The 24348-nt window shown below is 69.2% G+C and carries 24 protein-coding genes and 1 pseudogene; 15 read left to right on the top strand and 10 right to left on the bottom strand.

Annotated elements, in window-relative coordinates:
• Positions 1-6: 6 nt before the first annotated feature.
• Complete coding sequence (locus AC0VYB_RS01405; RefSeq protein ID WP_063248993.1) at positions 7-756, bottom strand: IclR family transcriptional regulator; 750 nt, start codon at positions 754-756, stop codon at positions 7-9.
• Positions 757-854: 98 nt separating this feature from the next.
• On the bottom strand, positions 855-2036 hold the full coding sequence (locus AC0VYB_RS01400; protein WP_119296849.1) for a CaiB/BaiF CoA transferase family protein: 1182 nt from the start codon (positions 2034-2036) through the stop codon (positions 855-857).
• Positions 2037-2111: 75 nt separating this feature from the next.
• Here AC0VYB_RS01400 and AC0VYB_RS01395 point away from each other — a divergent pair, with 75 nt between their 5' ends.
• Complete coding sequence (locus AC0VYB_RS01395; protein WP_009377501.1) at positions 2112-2525, top strand: acyl-CoA thioesterase; 414 nt, start codon at positions 2112-2114, stop codon at positions 2523-2525.
• Positions 2526-2645: 120 nt separating this feature from the next.
• Positions 2646-3047: a VOC family protein gene (locus AC0VYB_RS01390; RefSeq protein WP_009377502.1), complete on the top strand. Its 402-nt coding sequence runs from the start codon at positions 2646-2648 to the stop codon at positions 3045-3047.
• A 21-nt stretch (positions 3048-3068) separates the two neighbouring features.
• On the opposite strand, the gene AC0VYB_RS01385 is transcribed toward AC0VYB_RS01390, so the two are convergent.
• The gene (locus tag AC0VYB_RS01385) at positions 3069-3761 is read right to left on the bottom strand and encodes a helix-turn-helix domain-containing protein (protein WP_009377503.1); all 693 of its coding nucleotides are present in this window, start codon (positions 3759-3761) and stop codon (positions 3069-3071) included.
• Between the two features lie 100 nt (positions 3762-3861).
• Here AC0VYB_RS01385 and AC0VYB_RS01380 point away from each other — a divergent pair, with 100 nt between their 5' ends.
• The 6 genes and pseudogenes from AC0VYB_RS01380 to erm all read left to right on the top strand — a co-directional run.
• A complete protein-coding gene (locus tag AC0VYB_RS01380) occupies positions 3862-4479 on the top strand; it encodes an HAD domain-containing protein (RefSeq protein WP_144588875.1) in 618 nt (205 codons plus the stop codon).
• Positions 4476-5333 (top strand): glutamate racemase, encoded by an 858-nt coding sequence (locus AC0VYB_RS01375; RefSeq protein ID WP_144588873.1) that lies wholly within the window; start codon positions 4476-4478, stop codon positions 5331-5333. The genes AC0VYB_RS01380 and AC0VYB_RS01375 overlap by 4 nt, the downstream gene beginning before the upstream one ends.
• Before the next feature lie 102 nt (positions 5334-5435).
• Complete coding sequence (locus tag AC0VYB_RS01370) at positions 5436-6716, top strand: slipin family protein (protein WP_119296848.1); 1281 nt, start codon at positions 5436-5438, stop codon at positions 6714-6716.
• 56 nt (positions 6717-6772) lie between these two features.
• Positions 6773-7369, top strand: a complete 597-nt coding sequence (locus tag AC0VYB_RS01365) for an HdeD family acid-resistance protein (RefSeq protein WP_009377507.1) — start codon at positions 6773-6775, stop codon at positions 7367-7369.
• A 63-nt stretch (positions 7370-7432) separates the two neighbouring features.
• A complete protein-coding gene (locus AC0VYB_RS01360) occupies positions 7433-7906 on the top strand; it encodes a VOC family protein (protein ID WP_009377508.1) in 474 nt (157 codons plus the stop codon).
• Between the two features lie 559 nt (positions 7907-8465).
• Positions 8466-9239 (top strand): annotated as a pseudogene (gene erm / locus AC0VYB_RS01355) (23S ribosomal RNA methyltransferase Erm); the annotation flags it as partial.
• A gap of 468 nt (positions 9240-9707) precedes the next feature.
• Here erm and AC0VYB_RS01350 read toward each other — a convergent pair.
• Positions 9708-11444, bottom strand: coding sequence for a thiamine pyrophosphate-dependent enzyme (locus AC0VYB_RS01350; protein ID WP_205772276.1), 1737 nt, complete (start codon positions 11442-11444; stop codon positions 9708-9710).
• A gap of 301 nt (positions 11445-11745) precedes the next feature.
• Between AC0VYB_RS01350 and AC0VYB_RS01345 the strand changes: the two genes are divergently transcribed.
• Positions 11746-11955 carry a hypothetical protein gene (locus AC0VYB_RS01345; RefSeq protein ID WP_009377511.1) on the top strand — a complete coding sequence of 70 codons (210 nt, stop codon included), beginning with the start codon at positions 11746-11748 and terminating at the stop codon, positions 11953-11955.
• Between the two features lie 15 nt (positions 11956-11970).
• On the opposite strand, the gene AC0VYB_RS01340 is transcribed toward AC0VYB_RS01345, so the two are convergent.
• From AC0VYB_RS01340 to AC0VYB_RS01320, 5 genes are all read right to left on the bottom strand, one after another.
• Positions 11971-12633: a metal-dependent transcriptional regulator gene (locus tag AC0VYB_RS01340; protein ID WP_119296846.1), complete on the bottom strand. Its 663-nt coding sequence runs from the start codon at positions 12631-12633 to the stop codon at positions 11971-11973.
• 116 nt (positions 12634-12749) lie between these two features.
• Positions 12750-13745, bottom strand: a complete 996-nt coding sequence (locus tag AC0VYB_RS01335) for a sucrase ferredoxin (protein ID WP_009377513.1) — start codon at positions 13743-13745, stop codon at positions 12750-12752.
• Positions 13746-13801: 56 nt separating this feature from the next.
• Positions 13802-15010, bottom strand: coding sequence for a cupin domain-containing protein (locus AC0VYB_RS01330; protein ID WP_009377514.1), 1209 nt, complete (start codon positions 15008-15010; stop codon positions 13802-13804).
• Positions 15007-15396, bottom strand: coding sequence for a BatC protein (locus AC0VYB_RS01325; protein ID WP_081590988.1), 390 nt, complete (start codon positions 15394-15396; stop codon positions 15007-15009). The genes AC0VYB_RS01330 and AC0VYB_RS01325 overlap by 4 nt, the downstream gene beginning before the upstream one ends.
• A 177-nt stretch (positions 15397-15573) precedes the next feature.
• Positions 15574-16236 carry a hypothetical protein gene (locus AC0VYB_RS01320; RefSeq protein WP_063248983.1) on the bottom strand — a complete coding sequence of 221 codons (663 nt, stop codon included), beginning with the start codon at positions 16234-16236 and terminating at the stop codon, positions 15574-15576.
• A gap of 252 nt (positions 16237-16488) precedes the next feature.
• Between AC0VYB_RS01320 and AC0VYB_RS01315 the strand changes: the two genes are divergently transcribed.
• The gene (locus tag AC0VYB_RS01315) at positions 16489-18024 is read left to right on the top strand and encodes a lipase maturation factor family protein (RefSeq protein WP_144588863.1); all 1536 of its coding nucleotides are present in this window, start codon (positions 16489-16491) and stop codon (positions 18022-18024) included.
• Positions 18025-18250: 226 nt separating this feature from the next.
• Here AC0VYB_RS01315 and AC0VYB_RS01310 read toward each other — a convergent pair whose 3' ends face one another.
• On the bottom strand, positions 18251-19510 hold the full coding sequence (locus tag AC0VYB_RS01310; protein WP_040341612.1) for an Nramp family divalent metal transporter: 1260 nt from the start codon (positions 19508-19510) through the stop codon (positions 18251-18253).
• 129 nt (positions 19511-19639) lie between these two features.
• On the opposite strand from AC0VYB_RS01310, the gene AC0VYB_RS01305 reads away from it, so the two are divergent.
• The 5 genes from AC0VYB_RS01305 to AC0VYB_RS01285 all read left to right on the top strand — a co-directional run bounded on the left by AC0VYB_RS01305 (position 19640) and on the right by AC0VYB_RS01285 (position 24084).
• A complete protein-coding gene (locus AC0VYB_RS01305; RefSeq protein ID WP_063248981.1) occupies positions 19640-20257 on the top strand; it encodes a TetR/AcrR family transcriptional regulator in 618 nt (205 codons plus the stop codon).
• Between the two features lie 52 nt (positions 20258-20309).
• A complete protein-coding gene (locus AC0VYB_RS01300; protein ID WP_009377520.1) occupies positions 20310-20669 on the top strand; it encodes a DoxX family protein in 360 nt (119 codons plus the stop codon).
• Between the two features lie 219 nt (positions 20670-20888).
• Positions 20889-21704: a class I SAM-dependent methyltransferase gene (locus AC0VYB_RS01295; protein WP_009377521.1), complete on the top strand. Its 816-nt coding sequence runs from the start codon at positions 20889-20891 to the stop codon at positions 21702-21704.
• A 385-nt stretch (positions 21705-22089) separates the two neighbouring features.
• Positions 22090-22521 carry a hypothetical protein gene (locus AC0VYB_RS01290; protein ID WP_095375159.1) on the top strand — a complete coding sequence of 144 codons (432 nt, stop codon included), beginning with the start codon at positions 22090-22092 and terminating at the stop codon, positions 22519-22521.
• Between the two features lie 69 nt (positions 22522-22590).
• On the top strand, positions 22591-24084 hold the full coding sequence (locus AC0VYB_RS01285) for a cryptochrome/photolyase family protein (protein WP_101624343.1): 1494 nt from the start codon (positions 22591-22593) through the stop codon (positions 24082-24084).
• Positions 24085-24348: the final 264 nt, after the last annotated feature.

The raw sequence follows: 24348 nt of genomic DNA, 5'->3' as shown, positions 1-24348 counted from the left end.
GGAGACCTACCGGCTGCTCACCTTGCGTTTGAGGCTGCGGGAGAGCAGACCGGATTCGGCGATGAGGAGTTCGCCGAACCGGTCGTGGTTCTCGGCGATGCGCATCGTCGGTCCGGAGATGCCGACGGCCGCGACGACCTGGTCGTCGGTGCCGAACACGGGCGCGGCAAGCGCATCGAGGCCCGGTTCGAACTCCTCGTGGACGACGGCGAAGCCCCGGTCGCGCACCTCGGCGAGGTCGGACATGAGCTCCCTGCGCGACCCCAGCGTCCGCTGGGTCAGGCGTTCGAGTCGGCCGGTGGGCACGGGAATGGCGCCGAACGCATACATCACCTTCCCCAGCGCCGAGGCGTGCGCGGGCACGGTGACGTCGGCCCAGTTCGTCGCCCCGAGGACGAAGGTCGAATCGACCTGCGCGACCTGGACGACCGCGTTCGAGCTCGGCACGGCGAGGTTGACGGTCTCCCCCGTCTCCTCGCTCACCCGCTGGAGGATCGGGTCGGCGGCGGCGACGAGGGTCTCGACCCGGTCGAAGCGGGAGGCGTACGTCGCGAAGAGGGATCCCCCGCGGTAGAGGCCGGCGGAGTTGCGTTCGACGAGGCCGTTGCGCTCGAGCGCGGAGAGCAGCCGGGACACCGTCGATCGGGCCAGCGACGTCGCCTCGACGACGTCGGTGTACGAGATCGGCTCGTCCGCGGTGACGACGAGGGAGAGGATCTCTGCCGCCCGGTCGATCGACTGCGTCCCATTGCTCATACTGCTCAGCTCCGTCGGGGAAAGTTCAGCCGTCCGCGCCTCAGCGCTCCGGCGCCCCTCACCCTACCGCACCGTCCGGACGGGGCGGGTCGTGGTCGTCATCGGTCGAGACCTGCGATCACCTCGGCGGTGTCGTCCCCGATCCGCGGTGCCCGCCGAGGCGACCGCCCGGTCCCAGCGCCTGCGAACCGGGGCGCGGGGGCGGGCTGGTCGACGCCGTCGGCGTCGGGGGCGAAGAGCCCGCGCGCGACGTTGTGGGCATCGGCCTTCGCCTCGGCCATCGTGAGGACAGGTTCGACGCACGCGTCACGGTCGGCGAAGAGGGTCTCGAGTTCGGTCAGGGAGCGCGCAGCGATCGCCGGGGCGATGATCGCGCGCAGGGCCGGCCAGTGCTGCGGCTGCCAGTGGTCGAGGGACTCGAGCGGTTCGGGAAGCTCGTCCTCGAGGCCGAGAGCTCGGACGAACTCGTTGAAGAAGGGCCGCTCGATGCACGCGACGGAGAGGTGGCGACCGTCGGCGGTGGGATAGACGTCGTAGAACGGGGCCCCGGAGTCGAGGAGGTTGTGGCCCCGGGCGTCGTGGCGCCACAGGCCCATCGCGGCGAAGCCGTGCATCATCGCATAGAGGAGGTTCGCGCCGTCGATCATCGCCGCATCGACGACCGTGCCCTCCCCGCTAACCCGGGCCCGGGTGAGTCCCGAGAGGACGCCGACGACGAGGAGCATGCCCCCGCCCCCGAAGTCGCCGAGGAGGTTGGCCGGGAACTGGGGCGGACCGTCCGCGCGCCCGAGCTGCGCGAGCAGACCGGTCGAGGCGATGTAGCCGAGGTCGTGGCCGGCCTTCTGCGACTTCGGCCCGTCCTGCCCGTAGCCGGTGATGCGCCCGTAGACGAGGGCGGGGTTGAGGGCCTGGAGGTCGTCCGGTCCGAGGCCGAGGCGCTCCGCGGCCCCGGGTCGGAAGCCTTCGACGACGATGTCCGATCGTGCGGCGATGGCCCGGGCGAGCGCGATTCCCTCAGACGTCTTGAGGTCGGCGATCACGGACTTCTTGCCACGGTCGAGGACGGGGTTCATCGCCTCCCCCGTGGCCTGGGGCGGGTCGAGGCGGATGACCTCGGCACCGAGGTCGGCGAGCATCATCGTCGCGAACGGACCCGGCCCGATGCCGCCGAGGTCGAGGACGCGGACCCCGTCGAGCATGCCCGGGTCCGTCGCCGAGGCGGTCGGGTCCGTCGCCGTCGTCGGCGCGCTCCTCGTGCCCGTCTCCGGTGGCATCGTCATCGATTTCCCTTTCCTCGGCCCATCCTGATTTACTGTAGAACGTTCGATCAGTTTCGACAACGGAAGCGGTGCGGCGTGAAGACATTCGAGTACTCTCCCGAGGTGCGCTGGTCCGACCAGGATCTGCTCGGGCACGTCAACAACGCGCGGATGATCACGCTCATCGAGGAGTGCCGCGTGCGCTGGCTCCACGAGGAGAAGGCCACCCACATCACCGGCGGCGGGCTCCTCGTCGCCCACCAGTCGATCGACTATCTCATCCCCGTCATGTACGGCCCCGAACTCAGGCTCACGGTGAGCGTCAAGCGCATCGGCACCTCGTCGTTCACGGTGAATACGATCGGCGAGCAGAGCGGGAGGAAGGTCTTCGACTCCGACGTCGTCCTCGTCCACATCGACCGTCGGACCGGGCGCCCGACCCCGCTCACCGATGAGATCCGCGCCGTCTTCGAGCCCTACCTCGCGATCGAGGACGGCCTGAGCGAATAGGGCACGTCTACCCCAGCGAAACCCGGAGGCAAACCCCGAAGGCAAACCCTGCCGGCGCACCCCGCCGAGGATGGCCGTTTCGTTCATGCCCGCACCGGTTCCCCGCCCTAGGCTGAGGCCATGAAACTCGACGCGATCTCGATCGTCACCGCAGACATGGCCCGGGCAGTGGATTTCTACACCGCGCTCGGCCTCGACCTCACCGACGGCGGGCCGGAGGCTCCGCATACGGAGTTCTCGACCGGCACCATCCGCCTCCTCCTCGACACCGAGGCCGTCATGCTGAGCATCGACCCGGCATGGACACGGCCGACCGGTGGACATGTCATGGCCCTGGCCTTCGACTGCTCCAGCGCCGAGGCGGTCGATGCGACGTTCGTCCAGCTCACATCGCCGGGGGCTGGGTCCGCCCCGGTCGCTCAACCCGTGAAGGAACCGTGGGATGCCTTCTGGGGTCAGCGCTACGCCGTCATCGCCGACCCGGACGGCAACACGGTCGACCTCTTCGCCGCCCTGAGCTGAACGGCGTCACCGCCGACCGGATCATCGCCCCAGCAGCGCCCGCTCCTCGCGCCACAGGTGCGCGGCATCGGAGTACCCCGACCGCGCCGCGGCCTCGGTGCGGGTGAGTCCTGCGTCGATGAGGGCCCGGGCCCGCCGCCACCGCAGGATCTTCGCGAGATGCTTCGGCCCGTATCCGTACCACTGCGCCGAGAGCCTCCTCAGCTGCCTGGGCGAGTACGCGAAGTCGGCGGCCGCCTCGGCGATGCTCACCGAGGAACCGTCACCACGGGCGGCGAGGGCGTCGGCGAGCGCGAGCGGGCGACGATCGATCTCGGTTCGCGCGAGAAGATCCTCGGCGAGCCCGAGGAGGGACCGGACGCGCACGCTCGGTGAGGTCGCCTCGGCGAGGCGGGCACCGGGGATACGCACCCGCTTAGGTGGGGCCACCTCGGCGAGCGGGGTGAGACGATCCGCCAGCTCCGCCGCCGATGTCGCGAGCAGCTGCGGCAGCACCCCCGAATCGAAGCGCAGGCCCGCGATCGTCTCCCCGGTCGCGGGCACGGTCCGCGCCGCGGTGTCGGCACCGGCGATGACGACCCCGGAGCCGGTGGCGAGGAGATCCATGCACCCGTCGGGGGTGATCGTCGCCGTCGAAGGCTGGGCATCGACGGCCTCGGGCGCGTTGACCCAGAGGACGGCGTGGAGCCGGTGAATGCGGATCTCCCGGTACATCCCGACCCGACTCCTCTCGGCTGGTGGGCGGTATCCTGGGATCGAACGTCGACCTGGGCTCAGACTAGCCGGTCGCCCCCGCCGCTCTCAGGAAGGAACGATGGCAGCTGCATCCTCGTCGCCGGTCTCGGCGCGTCGGCAGGCCCGCCATGTCACCGTCTTCCTCGACGTCGACGGCGTCCTCAACTCCTACCCCGTCCCGCAGCTGCGTCTCATGACCGAAGGCCGGAAGAAGCTGCAGGCCTGGGACTTCGAACTCCACTACCGGCCCGCGGTCATCGAGTTCTTCGACCGCCTCGTCGAGACCCACGAGGTCGATGTCGTCTGGCTCTCGACGTGGTCGAGGCGGTGCAAGACCGAACTCGAGCCGAAGTTCGGTCTGCGCAACTCCTTCGACGTCATCGAGATGCCCGACGACACGCACAACCGCTACGCGAACGACCCAGAGAAGTGGTGGAAGGCCCGCGCCATGGAGGAGTGGCTCGACTCGCACGGCCATCAGCGGGCCGTGTGGATCGACGACGATCTCGCCGCCCCTGTGACCAGGCAGTACTTCACGGAGAGGTACTCGGCGCAGCGCCTGAAGATCATCGCCCCCGACTTCGCCCACGGTCTGACCAAAGCGCATCTCAAGGAGATCAGGGAGTTCGCGCACCCGCGCTCGAAGCCGGTGACCGCCGACGATGACGCCTCTGACGAGGACACCGAGCGCCCATGACCCGCATCGGACTCCTCGACTCGGGTCTCGGGCTCCTCGGCACCGCTGACGCGCTCTTCCACCTCGCCCCGCACGCCGACCTCGTGCTCGCGATGGACCCCGACCACACCCCGTACGGCAGCCTCAGCCCGCAGGCGCTCGAGGAGCGTGTGCTCACCTCGGCGGCTCTGCTTGCCGAATGGGAGCCCGACGCGATCGTCATCGCCTGCAACACCGCCTCGGTGCAGGCGCTCGAGGCCGTGCGCGCCCGCTATGAACCTACGATCCCCGTCATCGGCACGGTCCCGGCGGTGAAGATGGCCGCCGGCACCGGGCAGGACTTCGCGGTGTGGGCGACCCCGGCGACGACCGGCAGCTCCTACCAGCGCACGCTCATTGAGACCTTCGCCGGCGACCTCTCCGTCGCCCAGATCGCCTGCCCCGGACTCGCCGAGGCGATCAACGCCGCCGATGTCACCACGATCGATGCCGCGATCGAGGCGGCGCTGTCACAGATGGACCCAGGGATGGAGACGATCGTCCTCGGCTGCACGCATTACGGCCTCGTCGCCGACCGGATCACCGCGGCCCGCGCCGGCGCGATCACCCTCTTCGACTCCCCCGTCCCCGTCGCCAAGCAGACCCTGCGCCGGATCGGACTCGAACCCGGCGGGCAGGCAGCTCCCGCCGGGCAGCAGGCGCACGGCGCTTCGGCTCCCGGCGGAGCTGGGACCGAAGGCGACGACGGCACGGAGGGCCGCCTCGGCGAGATCCTCGCAACCTTCGCCTCAGGACGACGCGTCCACCTCCCCGCGGAACTCGCCGCCTACCCCGCAGGTCGGCGCCTCCTCGCTCGGGAGCGGCAGGAATCTTGAGGTAACTCGGCAATCGGCCGAGGATTGCACAGATGCCGGGTGCAAATCCGCCTCCCGGTGCTAGCGTTGTAAGGACAGCATTCGTCAGGGGAGGCGATCGTGATGCTGTTCCTCTACATCCTCATCGGTCTCGTCGCCGTCGGCGCCATCACCGCCGCGAACAGCCTCAAGATCATCCGGCAGTACGAACGCGGAGTGCTCTTCAGACTCGGCCGAGTCAGAGGCGAGGCGAAGGAACCCGGGCTCACCGCGATCATCCCCTTCGCCGACCGACTCCAACGCGTGAGCATGCAGATCATCACCATGCCGATCCCCGCACAGGACGGCATCACCCGCGACAATGTCACCGTCCGGGTCGACGCGGTCATCTACTTCAAGGTCGTCGACCCCCGGAAGGCGATCGTCGACGTCGAGGACTACAATCTCGCCGTCGGGCAGGTCGCGCAGACCTCGCTGCGCTCGATCATCGGGCAGAGCGAACTCGACGATCTGCTCACCAACCGGGAGCGCCTCAACCAGGGTCTGGCGATCATGATCGACAGTCCCGCCGTCGACTGGGGCATCCACATCGACCGCGTCGAGATCAAGGACGTCGCCCTGCCCGAGGCGATGAAGCGCTCGATGTCCCGCCAAGCCGAGGCCGAACGCGAACGCCGCTCACGCATCATCATCGCCGACGGTGAGCTGCAGGCGTCGAACAAGCTCTCGCAGGCGGCGGGTGCCATGGCCGACACCCCGGCAGCCCTCCAGCTGCGCCTGCTCCAGACGATCGTCGAGGTCGCCTCGGAGCGGAATTCGACCCTCGTCCTTCCCTTCCCCGTCGAACTCCTCCGGTTCCTCGAGGCGAACACCCCGCAGTCACCCGCGGGTGCTGCGGGTGCCGGGCAGGGTTCCTCGGGTGCTGCGGGATCCGGGCAGGGTGCCGCGGGTGCTGCGGGTGCCCGGCAGGGTGGCGGGTCGGACAGCCTCGCCGAGGCGGTCCCCGACCTCGATGTGGCCCACCTCATGGAGGCCGCGAAGCTCTCCCTCGACGACCTCGATTCGGTCGTCCGGGCGCTCGCGGATTCCGCGCCCGACGAAGAGCGCACCGACGGACTCGACGTCGACCTGCCATGGCTCGACGATTCCGCCGACCGCCCGGCACCGCCCGCCCGGCCGACCGGGCAGCCAGAGGTCCCCGTCTCCGACATCCCGCAGATGCCCGGGACGCCGCAGATGCCGGAGACCCCCGACGTCCCCCGGCCGGCGACGATGGGGCCGGCGTCGAGCCCGCGGACACCGTGGCATGCGGTCAGCCCCGCCGAGGTGGGCATCCCCACCACAGTCACGCCGCGGACCCAGCGCCGCAGCGCCCGCAATCGGGAGCGCAAGCAGCCGACGTGAGCTTCGCGAGGGCCGGTGCTCAGCCTCCTTCCATTCCCGCTGACTAGGCTTGGTCCATGGAACTCAAACGCACCGGAACCGTCGTGATCGTCAACGGGGTCATCGCCTTCCTCGTCGGAGTCCTCATGCTGGGTTGGCCGCATGCCACCGCCGAGGTGGTCGCCCGCATCTTCGCCTGCTGGGTCGCGCTCATCGCCGTCACCTCGCTCGTCCTCGCCCCGCGCGGAGGACGCTCGGGCGCGCTCGTCCTCCGGTCGGTGCTCATGATCGTCTTCGCGGCCGTCGTCTTCCTCGCCCCGATGCTCTTCGCCGCCGTCGTCACCGTCCTCGCGGGGCTCGCCATCATCGCGCTCAGCGTCTTCGGCATCGGCATCTCACTCTTCGTCCGGCAGATGGGCGTGCGCGCGTGGTGGCTCATCACCGTCATCGCCGTCGCCGGCATCGTCCTCGGCATGGTGTTCCTCTTCTCCCCGCAGACGGGCATCACCGCCCTCATCGTCACTCTCTCGATCTTCATCGCCGTCGTCGGCCTTGCGCTCATCTGGGTGGGCAGCCGGCTGCGCGCGCTCGAGTCGCGCATGGCCGCGGACCCGCGCTTCACCCGCCGCGACGACGGCGGAGGCGAGACCATCCGCGGAGAAGTCATCGAATAGCCACCGACACGCCTGCCGCGCGACCTGCGGCAGGCGGAGACCACCTCGGCGAAGGGACAGATCATGTCAGGGATCCAGCAGCTCTCACCGTTCCTCATGTTCGAGAACGGGCGCGCCGAGGAGGCGTTGAACTTCTACGTCGACCTCTTCGGCGGCGAGGTCGTCCTCATCGACCGGTACGGGCCCGAGAACCCGGCGATGGACGGCAGAGTCCGCCTCGCCACGTTCGCGATCGCAGGCACGCAGGTCAACATCATCGACAGTCCCGTCCCGCACGGGTTCGGGTTCACCCCGGCCCTCTCGCTCTTCTACCGGGCGACGTCGCAGGCCGAGCTCGACCGGCTGTGGACCGGCCTCCTCGGCGGGGGTGGGCACGCGCTTATGCCGCTGGGCGACTACGGGTTCGGGCCCTTCGGGTGGCTCAACGACCGGTATGGAGTGTCGTGGCAGCTCAACCTCGCTGCCGCGGACGCAGGGGTCGGTGACGGCGCTGACGGCGGGGCGGCCGGCGGCGGGATGGCCGAGCGGACCGCGTAACGGCGAGGGGACCGCTCCGGGACGGTCCCCTCGCGCCCGCCTGGTCCCCTCGGCGAACGCCGGCCGGCGGCCACCGGCTCAGCGGGCAACTGCATGCACGGTACCGGCTCAGCGGGCACCGGGGCTCAGCCCGACGAACTTCGCGCGAACCCTGGCCCGCGCGCGGCCACCTGTGCTACCTTGGCGCTCATGGGAACATTGAATCGCGGCGCAATGACTGCGCTCAACTTCTACATCCGTGACCGCCGCGCCTGACAGCGCGCACGTTCCTCGATCTTTCCTCAGCCGCTGAGCATCGCCCTCAGCCGGAGCTGACCGCGTCGGCACTCATACCCGTCGCGACCTGAACAGGAACCCCGATCCTCTCTCGGGTCGGGCTGTCACCGATCACGCAGTTGCGCGCTGTCCTCCCGGATAGTCATCGGCATCCGGGCGACGCGGCAACCACCGAAGACACACCGTCCGATCCCGCCATCACGGTCGGATCCCGGCATCTCACCAGTGTCTTCGCATTCCGCAGCCTCGGGTGCTCTCCATCCCATTCCTGGAGCACCACGCCATGCGACCCCATTCCCAGCGTCCGCATTCGCGGGCCGGCGGCCGAGAGGAACTCGGCCAGAACTTCCTCCGCGACCACAGCCACATCGCCACGATCGTCAGCCTCACCCGCGGCACCGAGGGCTCGATCCTCGAGATCGGACCCGGCGCGGGTGCCGTGACCGCCGAGCTCTACCGGCTCGGAAGGCCGCTCACCCTCGTGGAGATCGACGAGACGAGGATCAGTGAACTCTCACACCGATTCCCCCGCGCACGAGTCGAGCACGCCGATGCTCTGAGAACTCGGTTCGACGCCGAGGTGGTCGTCGGCAACCTGCCCTTCCACCTCACCACGCCCATCCTCCGGCGACTGCTGCGCGCTCGCACGTGGCGCACAGCGGTGCTCCTCACCCAGTGGGAGGTCGCACGCAAACGCGCCGGAGTGGGCGGGGCGACGATGATGACCGCACAGTGGAGCCCCTGGTTCGACTTCCGCCTCATCGAACGGGTCCCGGCCCACGCGTTCTCCCCGAAGCCGAGCGTCGACGGCGGCATCCTCACCGTCGACCGCCTCCCGACCGGGCTGGTCCCCCACCGGGACCGGTCCTCCTACCAGCAGTTCGTCCACGCGGCCTTCACCGGTCGCGGACGCGGAATGAAAGGAATCCTCACCCACATGAAGCTCACCGACCGACGACGACTGCAATCGACCATGGACCGCCATCACATCAGAGGAGACGCATTGCCCCGCGAACTCACCTCCGAACAGTGGGCCGGGCTCTACACCGCCCTGTCTGCCAGCAGCCCTGCGACACCGGCCGGACGACCGACCGGACGCCGGACGCAGAGGACCACCACCACGCCGGAGAAGGCACGAGGAAAGGAAGAGACAATGCGCAACGACAAAGGTGCGAAGAAGAACGCTCAGACGAAGGACAAGCCCGTCATCACCGGTGAGCTGCCGATCGTCGGCGTCGAGAAGCCGGCCGCTCGGCTCGACGCCCCGATCCCGGGAGTCGACACCTCGGCGAAGAGCCACGACAAGGCCCACCTGCAGGCCGAGCGCGGCTACATGCCCCAGCACGGGAAGAAGAGTCAGCCGCAGCCGCGGTGGAACCTGCCCCGCCGACAGGGGTGAGTGAATCCGCCGAGGTGGGTCGGCCGTTCGCGGTCGCCCCACCTCGGCGCTCCATCCCCCGACCGACCGATCGACGGCGATGACGAGTCCACCTCGGCGATGAATCCGCTCAGCGGCGAATGATCGTCACAGGAGGCGGATGTTGTCCTTCGCCTCTTCCCACAGCTCGGGGATCTCACCGTGGAGTGCGCGCTTGAAGACGCTGAGCGTGAACTTCCCGACGAGCTCGGCGTCGACCGTCGACGGCAGCGCGAGCGCGCGCTTGTCGACGACGACATCGACGACGACGGGCCCGTCCCTGTGCGCGAGCGCCTCGGTGAGCTGGTCGCGCAGGCGGGCAGGGTCCTCACACCGGATGCCCTTGACCCCGAAGCCTTCGGCGATGGCCGCATAGTTCGCCGCCGGGAAGCCCGTGCCCCAGGGCCGGAAGCCGGCTTCCTGTTGTTCGATGTTGACGAAGTCGAGCTCTTCGTTGTTGAGGACGACGTGGACGATCGGGGACCTGTGCTGGCGTTCGGTGAGGAGATCGCCGAGGCCGAGCATCGAGAATCCCCCGTCACCGCAGAACGCGATGACCTGACGGCCCGGCACCGCCTTCGTCGCGCCGAACGCATACGGGGAGGCGTCGGCCATCGAGGCCCACGAGTACGAGCCCAACTGGATCCGGTCGCCGCCGAAGCTCATCTGATGGGCGACCCAGATCACTGAGGTGCCGGTGTCGGCGGTGACGATCGCGTCCTCGTCGATGAGCTCGTCGAGCAGCGAGGCGAGGTACTCGGGGCGGATCGGCGAGCGCTTCTCTCCCCCGTCGACGTAGTGCCGCAGCCGCTTGGTCCAGCCCTCGGTCGTCTTCTGTGCGGTGCGGAGGAACTCGTCGTCGGACTTCCGTTCGACGAGCGGCAGGAGCTTCTCGAGGAAGGCCCGCACATCGGCGGGCACACCCATCTCGAGCGCGACACGACGCCCGAGGTGGGAGGCCAGGTTGTCGACCTGGACGACCTTCGCATGCCCGCGGTCGAGAAACCCGGGGAACGGGAAGTCGGCGCCGAGCATGACCATGACGTCGGCGTGCTTGATGCAGTCGTTGGCCGCCCCGTAGCCGAGGAGCCCAGTCATGCCCACGGCGTTGGGGTTGCCTGCCTCGAGCCAGTTCTTGCCTTTGAGCGTGTACCCGACCGGGGCACTCACCTTGTCGGAGAGCTCCTGCACGAGGTCAGCGGCGTGCTCGGTGCCGTTGCCGCCGAAGAGGAAGATCTTCTCGCGGGAGTTGATGAGGTCGGCGACCGCGCGGACGTCCTCATCGCGTGGGGTGAGCACGGAACGGCGCGAGGGCGTGTACTTCGGCGGTGCGTCCAAGGGCGACTTCGCGCTGGCGACGTCGCCGGGCAGGGCGATGACGGTGGGACCGAGGTCCTCGGTGGCGATCGTGATCGCCTGCTGGAAGACGGCCCGCGACTGTTCGGGGCTGACGACGCGCCCGGTATAGAGGGAGGCGGTGCGGAAGAGGTCGTACGGGCTGATCTCCTCGACGGCATCGGTGTCGATGATGCTCGTCTCGACATCACCGGCGATCGCGATGACCGGAGCCTGTTCGTGGAGGGCGTCGAGGAGACCATTGAGCAGATGGGTGACGCCGGGTCCCGCGGTCCCACAGACGACGACGGGCCCCGCGCTGAGCTGGGCGTCCGCCGAGGCGGCGAAGGCGCCCCACTCCTCGTGGCGGACGTGGATGAACTCGATCTGCGGGTGTCGGGAAAGGGAGTCGATCGTCGGGTTGAGTGCGTCTCCGACGATGCCGTAGACCCGTTCGACGCCTGCGTCGATGAGCATTCCCCACAGGTCGTCGGCCACTGTTCTTGCCATGTTCGCTGCTCCTCTACATCCGGAGCCGGCGCTCTCGTCGGCTGGTGACTGCGAGCCTACTCCCGTCTCGCGACGGCACGTCGGGTGGTTCCTGCGAATTCATCGAACGTCGATGCGCGCGGGCCGGCACACGAACCTCACCGATGGGGACGAGGCTGCAGATGCTCGCATCGCCGCAGTGTTCACCGCCTCCGGGCGGTACCCACGGCACGAGCCCAAGGCAGAATGACCTACAGGTCGCCACCCATCCGCCGACTATGCTGACGAGAACACTTCGCTGTCTGATGATCTTGGAGCAGAAATGGTGTCGAATATCGGTTCGCATATCCACCGGTACATCAACGGCTGGTGTCCGAGTTGCAATGAGTCCAGCAGCCTCAGCCCGGGCCCACTCAATGATGACGGCACCATCGAGTTCCGAACCTGCGTCGATTGCGGGACGACTGTCGAAGACCACGACCCGCGGTTCTGGTCGACCGATGCGGATGCCGAAGAGGACGGAATCGTCTGAGCGACAACTGATTCCCTAGGACAGATAGACCGCCGAGGCGGCCGCCGACTCGATCTCGGTCGGTGCGCCGCCGTCGACGGCGACCGCGACCATGCCCTCACCTGCACCGGGGACGACCATAACGGCGGCACCTGGGCGGAGTCCCGCCTCGGCGAGGATCGCAAGCATCTCCGGATCGGCGTCGGAAACTCGCAGCACCACGTACGTGCCCGGGTCCGCCTCGGCGAGGAGGAGCGAGGTCCTATGTGACTCGACGGCACCGTCGGGGCCGGGGATCGGGTCCCCGTGCGGATCCGCGGCGGGGTGCCCGAGAAACTCGTCGATCCGGTCGATGAGGAGGTCGGAGGCGGCGTGCTCGAGGGACTCGGCTTCGTCGTGGACCTCGTCCCAGCTGTAGCCGAGCGACTCGACGAGAAACGTCTCGATGAGCCTGTGGCGCCGAACCATCGACACGGCGATCGTCTCCCCCGCGGCAGTGAGCTCGGGCGGACGGTAGGGCACCCGGTGGATGAGGCCAAGCTCGTCGAGCCGCTTGAGGACCTCGGTGACGTTGGCCTTCGTCGTGCCGAAGCGCTGGGCGAGCTCGGTCGCCGTCATCGGGTCCCCGCCCCACTCGCGCGCTGACCAGATCGCCTTGAGGTAGTCCTGGCTGACCTCGGACACTTCGCCTGCACGCATGGGCTCAGCGTAGCGGATCGTCCTCCGCCGAGGCGGTCGGTCGGTGGGTCGAGCACGGCGTCGCCGAGTCAGCCCGGCAGTCGTCGTCGAGACTGCGGAAGAGGCGATGCGCCGGCTCAGGTCGCGCCGGCGGGCCTCACCTCGGTGACGGTGAAGACGTTGGCCACCGCCCGTTCGACCCCGCGGCAGGTGAGGAAGTTCGGGGCCGACCGGCTCACCCCGATGACGACGTCGAAGGATCCCAACTCAGGTCGTGTGCCCTCGACCCTCACCGTCCACACCCCACCCGCCGAGGTGGTCGCACCGATCGCGTAGTCGAAGCGTCCGGCCGGTCCCGCATGCTCGAGGACGGCCGCGACCGCGACCTGCTCGAGGGAGTTGAGGTCGGTGTATCCGCGCAGGTGAGACCCGTCGATCTCATCGGCGAGGTGGCCGGAGATGACGTCGAGCGCAGATTCCTCGTCGAGGTTGCCGTAGTAGACGCCGTCGGGGACGACGAGGATGTTCGCGGCGAACCGGTCACCGCCGACGTGCGTGCACTCCCACACGAGGTCGGGCCACTCCTCGGCGAGGACTGCGGCCACGGGCCTGCCGCGCACGGCGCAGCAGACATCGTGCTGACCGTGCGCGCAGACGAGGACGACCGGGGGCAGGAGCCCGGCGTCGTACGTCTCGTCGAGTTCGACGGAGGGGAGGTCGACCGCCTCGGCGAAGGGTGCCTCAGGGATCGCACCCGGAGTCGACTCCGCGGGTCGGTTCCGGATCGCCTCCAGGGCGCCGACGATCTCGAGGAGATCGGAGTCGTCGTCCCACGACCCCCACATCTGGTGAAGGCGCCCCGGTCCGGCGAGGTGCATGACACCCCAGACGCCGGGACCGCCGCGCGTGCGCCGGCCGGGACGGCGGATGAGGAGGATCCGCGCGCGCAGCGCTTGCGCGGCGTAGAAGACCTCGGAGCGGACGCGCCAGTCGATGTCGAGGCCCTCGAAGCCGTTGAGCGGCCAGCCCCCGCGATGCTCGATGAGCACCCAGAACGTGCCCATCGGCGCGGTGCCGACGATCCCGTCGCCGCGGTCCCGGGCGGCGTTCGAACAGCGGAAGGCCTGCGTCATCGTCGTCTGCTCATCCTCGGTGCTGCTGGTTCCGGGCCGGTCGGGAGTTCACACGCTCAGACGAGGGCAGGGACGAGGGCGCCGGCGGCCAGCAGCCGTTCGGCCAGGGGGCGTCCGATCTCATCGACCGAACGTGGGACGCCGTCGAGAAGGGCGCGCACGGCCGCGAGGTCGTCGGCGGTGAAGTCGAACCAGCCGATGCGCGTGTGCAGGCGCTCGCCGTTGAGCGTCGGGTCAAGTCCTGCCCGAAGCCGAAGGGGGGTGTCTCCGCTCAGCGACTTCATCGCCTCGTGCTGGGCGAGGGGGCCGAGTGGTGCGGGGCGGGCCTGCGATCGCCGGGTGCGGTCGATGCCTGCGGTCGGGTCGGCCTCGGTCACGGCGGCGATCATCGCCTGCTTGATGCGCTCGAGCACGTCCGCGTCGGGGCGGGACTCCCCCAGCGGCAGGCTCGCGCGCATCGCCGGGTCATCCTGGAGGTGTGCGAGCGCGACCTGGGCGAGCTGTTCGGCCACCGCGAAGCGGGTCCAGTTGTGGATGCCGAGGGTGAGATGGATCGAGACCTCACCCTGAGCCGTGGCCGCATGGAGCCATCCGCGAGGCAGGTAGAGGGCATCGCCGGGTTCGAGGACCGCGTCGATCGCCGGCTCTGTCGCGGCGGCCCGACCGACGGCCTCACGGCGGTCCGTCCACGGCTGGTCGCGCAACGGCGAGTCGAAGACCGGTTCGTGGATGACCCAGCGCTTCGTCCCCTGGATCTGGAGGACGAAGACGTCGTGGACGTCGTAGTGGTCGTCGAAGCCCTGGTTCTGTGGCGGGGTGATGTAGGCGTTCGCCTGGACCGGGTTGCCGAGCTCCTCGCTCAGCGCCGAGGAGAAGGCCCCGATCGGCTCCCAGGTCCGCTGCAGCGCCTGGAGGACGAGGGTCGCACCGTCATGGAACTGACGCCACAGGCGGGTGTCGTCGAGCTGGTCGCCGATCGTCGCTCCGACACCGGCGGGAGAGGTGAACGACGAGGTCGGAAGGGTCGCACCGTCCTTGGCGACCCGAAGGAACGGGGACCGCAGTCCTCGTGCGGAGATGAGTTCGTCGACCGCGTCGGCCGAGAACAGGTCGGAGAAGTCGCTGACACCACGGCTGAGCAGGGCGCGCCTGCCCCAGTAGTCATCGGCGAACGTCGTGCGGGGAATGTCGATGAGGCGTGATTCCAACACCCCGGCGCCGTTGTCGACGCCGGGGTGTCGGAGATCAGGGGAGAACGTGCTCAAAGCCGGTCGGCTCCTCCGTCGGCACCACCGTCGTGGACACCCGGCTCACCCGAGGCTCCACCGTCGGCGGGACCTTCGGCACCGCCGTCGGCGCCGCCGTCGTGGACGCCCTGGGTGCCGCCGGCGCCGCCATCGGCCGGACCTTCCGCTCCACCGTCGGCGCCACCGTCGTGGACACCGGGCTGACCTGAGGCGCCGCCGTCCGCGGGACCTTCGGCACCACCGTCGGCACCGCCATCGTGGACACCGGGCTGACCCGAAGCACCGCCGTCCGCGGGACCTTCCGCTCCACCGTCAGCACCGCCGTCGTGGACACCGGGCTGGCCTGCGGCGCCGCCGTCGGCCGGGCCCTCGTTCTCGTTGGGATCGAAGTTGGACTCTGTCATGATTCCTCCTTGATGTCACTTGCCCTCGGCGGCACCCGCGTCATCTCTCGAGTGGTGTGCGGGTCAGCGTCGTCCCCCGTGGAACGAGCCGCCATGCTGACAGGCTACTTGTGAAAACTGCCGTTGTGAACAGGGACGGAGAGGATTCTCACTGCGTTCACCGAACCGCCCTGGGAGTCACCGCCCGGCGAGCTCCTGAGCCTTCTTCTCGATCTCGGGAAGACCCGCGGCACTGAGGTCGATGACCCCGGAGGCGATGACGTGCTCGTGGAGCGGCTCATGCCGGTGGGCGAGGAACTTCTCGAACTCCTCGGCAGCGTTCGACGTGCCGGTCCCGTGCCCAAGGAGGACGAAGTCGCGACCGGCAGCCTCCTTATCGATCTCGGTGACGAGATCGTCGAAGAACCGGTCGAGGTCCTTCTTGTCGTCACGACCGGTCTTCTTCTCCACCGTGCGCATGTGGTGCCCGCGGGAGTCGGGGTTCTTCTCATGCTTGTGCTGGTCGACCTCGACGTCGTGGGCGCTGAGGTCGAAGTCGTAGAAGCGGGCGTCCTCGTCCGTCATCGTCACGACGAAGAGGTGCCCCTGGCCCTCGGTGCTCTCGTGGGAGGCGAAAAGGTGGCGAGCGCGTTCGATGTCCTCGATGCTCACGAGTCCGTCGTGCTGACGGCGGAAGACGACGCGGTGGCCGTTCATGTCCACCGCGAGACGATCGCCCGACTCCTGCTCGACCTTGTCGGCGTAGTTCTCCCACATCGTGATGAAGTGCTTCCACTCGATGTCTCGCGGAGCGGGATGGCCGAGGATGGCCTCCTTCGTCTTCTGCGGGTGATCGCTCATGATGCCTCCTGGGTGCTGTGGGGAAACCAGCCCGGCGGCTCTGCGACCGAGGTCGCGGCAAGCCGACGTGCTTCGACACGGGTTCGCGCCGTAGACCAGAGGATAGCGGTTCCCGCTGTTGCCCACATCACAGAAACGGTCCATAGTCGGAAGTGAGAGGCGTCGCGGCTGCGGCAACCGGCCCTGCGGGCGGGGACGGCAACCGAGCCTGCGGGCGGCTGCGGCGACCGCCTCGGCGGGAAGGAGGAGACGATGGACCTCAGCACACTGCTCGTCCTGCTCGAGGCGCCCGACTACACGATCGCCCGCGAGATCCTCCAACGCGGCTTCGCCGTCCTCTTCCTCATCGCCTTCCTCAACGCGTGGAACGAGTTCCCGGCCCTCCTCGGCGAGAAGGGTCTGCTGCCGGCACCGCGCTTCCTCGCGCTCACCACCGCGAAGCAGGCACCGAGTCTCTTCCGGTGGTCGCGCACTCCGTACTCCGACCGGAACCTGCGGATCGTCTGCGCCCTCGGCATGGTCCTCGCGGTCACCGTCATCGTCGGTCTCCCTCAGGCAGGTCCTGCGTGGGTGCCGATCCCGGTGTTCCTGACGATGTGGTGGTTCTACTTCTCGATCTCGTCCATCGGCCAGCGCTTCTACGGCTTCGGCTGGGAGAGCCTGCTGCTCGAGGCCGGATTCCTCGTCGGCTTCCTCGGATCGCACGCGGTCGCCCCGCCGCTGCTCATGATCCTCCTGCTGCGCTGGTTCACCCTCCGCGTCGAATTCGGTGCCGGGATGATCAAGATGCGCGGCGACAGCTCATGGCGCGATCTCACCGCGATGAACTACCACCATCAGACCCAGCCGATGCCGAATCCGCTCAGCCGCACCGCCCACCTCATGCCGACGTGGTGGCACAAGGGCGAGACCCTCGGCAGCCACATCGTCCAGCTCATCGCTCCGTGGCTGCTCTTCCTCCCCCAGCCGATCGCCTCGTTCGCGGCCACGGCGATCATCATCACCCAGCTCGCGCTCGTCATCACCGGCAACTATGCGTGGCTCAACTGGGCGACGATCCTCCTCGCGTGCGCGGGGATCAGCGACTCGTTCTTCCACTGGATCGTCGGGGGTCCGTGGCCCGAGTGGGGCATCGACGCCGCCGTTCGCCGGGTGGACGAGGCCTCCCTCGCCGAGGCGACCGGCACTCCCGCTGACACCCTGACCTCCCCGTTGTGGTGGGTCCTCCTCATCGTCGCGTTCGTCGTGTGGCAGTGCGTGCTCAATGTTCCCGCGCTGCGCAACCTCTTCTCCCCGCGGCAGCTGATGAACGCGCACTTCAACCGGTGGGGGCTCGGCAACGCCTACGGCGCGTTCGGGTCGATGTCCGAGGTCCGCCACGAGATCGCGATCGAGGGCACCCTCGACCCTTCGGGCACCGATGGGTGGAGAGAGTACGTGTTCAAGGGCAAACCCGGAGACGTCGACCGTCGCGGCCCCGTCGTCGCCCCCTACCATCTGCGCCTCGACTGGCTCATGTGGTTCGCCGCCCTCGGCGACTATCGGGACTCGTGGTTCCTCGCCCTCGTCGAACGCCTCGGCACCGGCGACCCCCTCATCCGCAGGCTGCTCGGCCCCGACCCCTTCGACGGCGAGGCACCGGCGCTCATCCGCGCTCGGATGTTCACCTACCGCTACGCCACCCGGGACGAACGCCGCGCGGCGAAGGCAGCCAGTGAGCCCGTGCCGTGGTGGGTGCGCTCCGACCCGCGGACTATCCTCCGCCCGGTCGACCTCCGCGGGCGCTGAGCCAGGCGAGACCGCCAGCGCGCCTCGTCGAGACCGCCACTCAGCGCCGAGACCGCCACTTCGCATCGAGACAGCCACCTGACGCCGAGACAACCACCTCGCCTCATCGAAACCGACACTTCGCGCCGAGACCGACGCTCAGAAGTGTCGGTCTCGGCGCGAAGTGTCCGTCTCGGCGCACCGGCTCGCGCGGCGCCGAGGCCACAATCGCCCCAGGGCGCCCGGCCTACTCGATGCCGAGGGCGAGCAGCACGAGGAGCGCGACATTGAGGGCGATGATGAGCGCCGAGGCGATAACCGCGGCCGTCGTGATCCACCGCCCGTTGGCGTACTCACCCATGATCGCCCGGTTCGCCGTCAGTCTCACGAGCGGAACCATGGCGAAGGGGATTCCGAGGCTGAGGACGACCTGGCTGAGGACGAGCGCCCACGTGGGATCGGCGCCGATCGCGAGCACGATGAGCGCGGGGATCATCGTCACCGCCCGCTGCCACACGATGGGAATGTCGACCCGCAGCAGCCCCTGCATGATCGAGGCCCCCGCATAGGAGCCGACCGCCGACGACGCGAGCCCCGAGGCGAGGAGTCCGATGCCGAAGAAGAGCCCGACCACCTCGCCGAGGTTAGCCGTGACGACCGCGTGCGCGCCCTCGATCGTGTCGGTGCCGCCCTCACCGCGCAGGGCAGCGGCGGCGAGGAGGAGCATCGCGATGTTGACCGATCCGGCGATGACGAGGGAGGCGACGACGTCCCAGCGGCTGGCCCGGAGCAGACGCGGGATCGCCGTGCGCGGCTGTCCGCCGTGCCGATCGACCGAGAGCGCGGAGTGGAGGTAGATCGCGTGCGGCATGACCGTGGCCCCGAGCATCGAGGCGGCGAGGACGAGCGAGTTCGTCCCCTCGAGCCGGGGAAGGAGCCCGCCGGCGGCCTGCCCCCAGTCGACATCGCCGACGACGAGCCCGGCGAGGAAGCCGATCGCGATGATGGCGAGGAAGCCGATGATGACGAACTCGAAAGGCCGCTGCCCGCGCGAGGACTGGATCGAGAGGAGGACAAGGGAGACGATGCCGACGATGACCCCGCCGAGGAGGAGCGGAAGGTCGAAGAGGATCTTGAGCGCGATGGCGCCGCCGACCACCTCGGCGAGGTCGGTGGCGATCGCGACGATCTCCGCCTGCCCCCAATAGGCGAGCCGACGCCTGCGCCCGAGTCGCCGACCGAGGATCCCGGACAGCGACTGCCCGGAGACGAGGCCGAGCTTCGAGGACAGGTACTGGACGAGGACGGCGATAAGGTTCGCGGCGACGAGGACCCAGACGAGGAGGTACCCGTACTCGGCGCCGGCGGTGAGGTTGGCCGCGACATTGCCGGGATCGACGTAGGCGACGGCCGCGACGAAGGCCGGCCCGAGCAGGAGGAGTGAGGACGTCCCCCGCTTCCTCGCCGAGGCGGTCCCCCGCTGTGTCTCCGACGCGTTCGATGGCATGAAGTTAAGGTACATTAACTCTTCTGTCGCGACAACACAGGGTGGGCGCACCTCCTGTGCGCGCGATCGTCATCTCTTCGACACCTCGGCGACCTTGTGCCGGATGACGCGCGGACCTAGAGTGGATGCATGTCCACTGAACGTGTTCAGTCGAATGCCCGTGCGGCGCAGCTACAGCGGACCGAGGAACGCATCCTCACCGTCGCCGCCGAGCTCTTCCTCGACCGCGGGTACCGGGGAACGACCGTACGGGCGATCGCGGAGTCCGCTGGAGTGTCCGTGGGCCGGGTGATGGCCGTCGGGGACAAGGACGCCCTCCTCATCGCCTGCTACGACCGGTGGATCGCGCAGCTCCAAGCGGGCACGTACGCGCTTCCGCACGCTCGGGCGGAACGGCCGCCCGCCTCGGCGGTCCAGGACCATCTGCTCGGGATCTTCCTCCCGTTCCTCGAGTTCTTCGCCGCGCACGAGGACCTCGCCCGCGACTACGCGGCCGCGCTCATCCGCGTCCACGGCAGGCCCGACGTCTTCGCCGGACTCTCCGAGGCGCTCCAGGCCTCGCTGCGGGACAACCTCGTCTCGATCGGGATCAGCGAACCCAATGCGCGGGCCTCGGCGGCGGCGCTCTACGACTCGTACATGGGTGTGCTCTTCCGATGGGCGGCCAGCGACATGGGCTTCGACGACGCCGTCGCGGCACTCGCCCACATCATCGCCTTCCACACCCGGTTCCGGGGTGCCCCGTGAGCGCGCCCACCGCGGTAGCTGCGGTGACGATCCCCTCGCCGAGGTGGCTGCCGTGACCCTGCTCCCCGATCCGTGGTGGCCGGTGGCGGTCCTCGCCCTCATCGTCTTCGGCGACGGCGTGATGACGTTCCGCCCGCCGAAGGCGATCGCGGCCTGCCTCGACGGGGTCGGGCTGCCCCGGGACTGGTGGTGGGTGCTCGCCGTCGTCAAGTTCCTCGCGGCGGCCGGACTCGTCGCCGGCTTCTGGATCCCCGGCGTCGGTCTCGCCGCGACCGTCGGCATCGTCGTCTACTTCCTCGCCGCGGCGTGGTCGCACCTCCGCGCCCGGTACATCGGTCGGGACTTCTGGCTCAACTGCCTCGGGCTGCTCGCGCTGAGCATCGTCGTCCTCGTCGTCTCCTTCCTCGTCTGAGTCGATCTTCTCGGCGCGTCGCCGGAGGATCCCGAGGCGCCACGTCGGCGATCCGTCGGCGCGCAACCGGCGATGTCGTCGGCGCGTCGCCGGCCACATCGTCGCCCGCCTGCGCCGGAGCCGCCGAGTCCGAATCGTGCTCGAACGGTGCTTCGCATGCCGCGGGGACTCGGCTACGCTCGAAGCAACGGCCGCCGTGCCAGACGAAGGAGCGTCGAGATGCCCGAATTCGCCGACAGCAGCCGCGCTCGCGCCGAATCCACGGCCGAACGCCATTCCCGGTGGACCTGGATCCACGAGACCGCAGCGATGACCGGATGGAACTTCACCGCCCTCGAAGGCCGCCTCATCGCCGATGACCCGCCCTGGGACTTCGACACCATGTGCCTCGACGCGATCGAGGACGCCGACGAGGTGCTCGACATGGGCACCGGCGGCGGCGAGCGCCTCATCTCCATCGTCAAGCGCTTCCGCGGCCGCAATGCCGCCTCCGTCCCGGATGTCGCGATCCACGCGAGCGAGGGGTGGGCACCCAATGTTCCCGTGGCCACCTCGGCGCTCGAGGACTACGGGATCGACGTCACCGAGTACGACAGCGAATCCGGGGACCCCATGCCGTGGGAGGACGGGCAGTTCGACGTCGTCATGAACCGGCATGAGAGCTATGACATCGCCGAGGTGGCCCGCATCCTCGCCCCTGGCGGCCTCTTCCTCACCCAGCAGGTCGACAGCACCGAGGCCGAGGAGTTCCGCCGGTGGTTCGGCGGGACCCCGGAGAACCCCGAGGTCCAGCTCGAACGCTGCGTCGACGAGGTCGAAGCGCAGGGGCTCACGGTCGAGGCGGCGCGGAGGTGGATGGGCACGATGCGGTTCACCGACGTCGAGGCGGTCATCGAGTACCTCGCCTACGTCCCCTGGGATGTTCCGGGCTTCGTCGTCGGCGATCACATCGGCGCCCTCGAACGACTTGCCGCCGAGCGCCGACCGATCGAGGTCACGCAGATGCGGTTCCTCATCGCCGCGACCAAGGGCTGAGAAGGGACTCGGGCGGGAGCAGGTCACTGGTGCCTCAGGGAGTGCTGCCCGCCGAGTGGGATGCACGCCGGGTGGGAGAGGCCGCCGGGTGGGATGCACCCCGGGTGGGAGAGGCGGCCGCACGTCGCTGCGATGAGAGTGTGAGGTTTTCCCGACCCGGGGCATGGGGAAGCCGCATGGGACCCGCGCTCGGGCGTGCGTAGCGTCGTGACCATGACCTCGCCGAACTTCGCGTTCCCCCAGCCCACCGATGACGAGCTCGCGGCACAGGGACCGGCCATCGCCCCGACCGACCCGCCTGCACGCGCCACTCTCGCCCAGCCCGGTGGCACCGTCTACCCAGGCCCAACCGTCTACGGCGGCACCGTCTACGGCGGCGCCACTGGTGCAGCCTCCGTGTCTGCCGACGCCGTCCCGGCGGTCCACCGCCCGGTGCAGACCGGCCCCGTCGACGCCGCCGTCGCATCGGGCACTCCCCGGGTCGTCTCGACTCGGGAGGTGGGCGCTCCTCCTCGCTCTCGCAGCTGCCGGCATCTCCCTCGTCGCCTCGGCGATCCTCGGAGTCACCGCGGGGCCTGCGGAGGCGGCGACCGGCTCGTACTTCGGCGACGATGCGTGGTACACGAACCTCGGGGTGACGCTCTTCAGCGTGCAGGCACTGTGCACGGTCGCAGGCCTCACCGGTCTCGTCCTCGGCATCGTCGCAGCCGTGTCCGACCGGGGCCGCACTCTGGGCATCATCGCAACCGCGGTCGCAGTGGTCGCCCCGATCGTCTCATTCGCGCTCTTCCTCATCCTCAGCTTCGCCTTCCTCTGAGCGCACAGCCTTCCTTCCTCTGAGCGCACAGCCCGCCGAATCGGCAGTCTCGGTGTCATAATCCTCTTCATGGCCTTCACCGATCCGCGCCACCTCACCCTGCTCTGGTTCCGCGACGATCTGCGCGTATCGGACCACGAAGCGCTCAGCGCCGCGCGCGCCGACGGCGACGTCGTCGCGATCTGGGTCCGCGAGGTCCGCGACGAGGAAGGCCGGGGCCCCCGACCGCTCGGCGCAGCCGCCCGGTGGTGGGTGCATGAGTCGCTCACCGTCCTCGAGCGGGAACTCGATTCGCTCGGCATCCCCCTTCTCGTCGCGGCCGGACCCGCGGCCGAGATCATCCCCGCGGTCGCAGCCGACCTCGGAGCGGACACGGTCCGCTGGTCGCGCCGCTACGCACCGGCCTCACGTGCTCTCGACGAGGTCGTCACCGACGCACTCGGCGAGAACGGCATCGCCGTCGAAGCCTCACCCGGCGCCCTCCTCGTCGAACCGTGGCAGGTCGAACCATCCTCGGCGAGCGCGTACTACAAGGTCTTCACCCCGTTCTGGAACGCCGCCCGCGAGGTTCCGGTCGGCTCGCCGCTGCCGGTACCGCCGGCGCAGACACTCGATTCCGACACCGCCGCCCGGATCGAGCAGGTCCGTGAGTCCGACTCGCATCTCGTCGCCACGATCGACGACCTCGCACTCCTCTCACCCGCGGGCCCCGCCGGTGGGGACAGCGGCACCGAGGGTTCGCGCACCTCACCGTTCCCGTGGTGGGAGGACACGATCGCCGGGCACTGGACGCCCGGATGCACTGCCGCCGAGGAGGAGGTCGACGACCTCGGCGCCCGGGTCGACGGCTACGCCGAGGACCGCGACATCCCCGCAGACCGGGACGGCACGTCGAGGCTCTCGCCGCGACTGCGGTTCGGCGAGGTCTCCCCGCGGCAGCTCCTCGCCGCCGTCACCGCTCTCACCGATGTCGGTGCCAGCGATCGCGAGGCGTGGGTGCGGCAGCTCTACTGGCGCGAGTTCGCGTGGCACCTCACCTTCCACGTGCCCGACCTGGACTGGCGTCCGATGAGACCCGAGTTCGCCGAATTCCCCTACGAGGACGACCCCGAGGCGCTCGCGGCCTGGCAGCAGGGCAGGACCGGCATCGCCCTCGTCGATGCGGGAATGCGGCAGCTGTGGCAGACCGGCTGGATGCACAACCGCGTGCGCATGGTCACCGCCAGCCTGCTCATGAAGAACCTGCTGCTGCCATGGCAGTCCGGGGAGCAGTGGTTCTGGGACACGCTCGTCGACGCCGATGAGGCGAACAACCCGGTGTCGTGGCAGTGGGTCGCCGGCTGCGGGGCCGATGCCTCACCGTTCTTCCGCGTCTTCAATCCCGAGCGGCAGCGCGCCCGCTTCGATCCTGAGCGCGTCTATGTCACACGGTGGCTCAAGGAGTCCGGACCCCGTCTCGACGGTCCGGTGGGTGAGGGCGATCCGATCGTCGACCTCGGCGAGTCACGGCAGGCGGCGCTGGCCGCCTACGATGCGATGAAGAGCGCCCAGACCGCGGACTGAGTCGCCCGCGCAGCCCCCTCGGGTCGACGGAACCATCCCGAGGGGACCGCTCCGAGGCGAGCGCACCAGCCTCGGCCGGTCCCCTCGCCGCGACATGGTTCCCGCGCGTCCCCACGACCCCTAAGTCCCCGCACGACCCCCAAGTCCGCGCACGACCCTCCCATCCCACGCCGGCGGCCGACCCGGCATCCCAGTATCCGAATCCGCCCTTGACAGTCGAGTGTGACTCCCGCCACGATTGAACAAATCGATTTGGCTCTAGTG

The sequence above is a fragment of the Brevibacterium sp. Z349TD_9 genome (assembly GCF_056173565.1).
The sequence above is the reverse complement of the archived record's forward strand: the minus strand, read 5'-3'. Positions and strand labels throughout refer to the sequence as shown.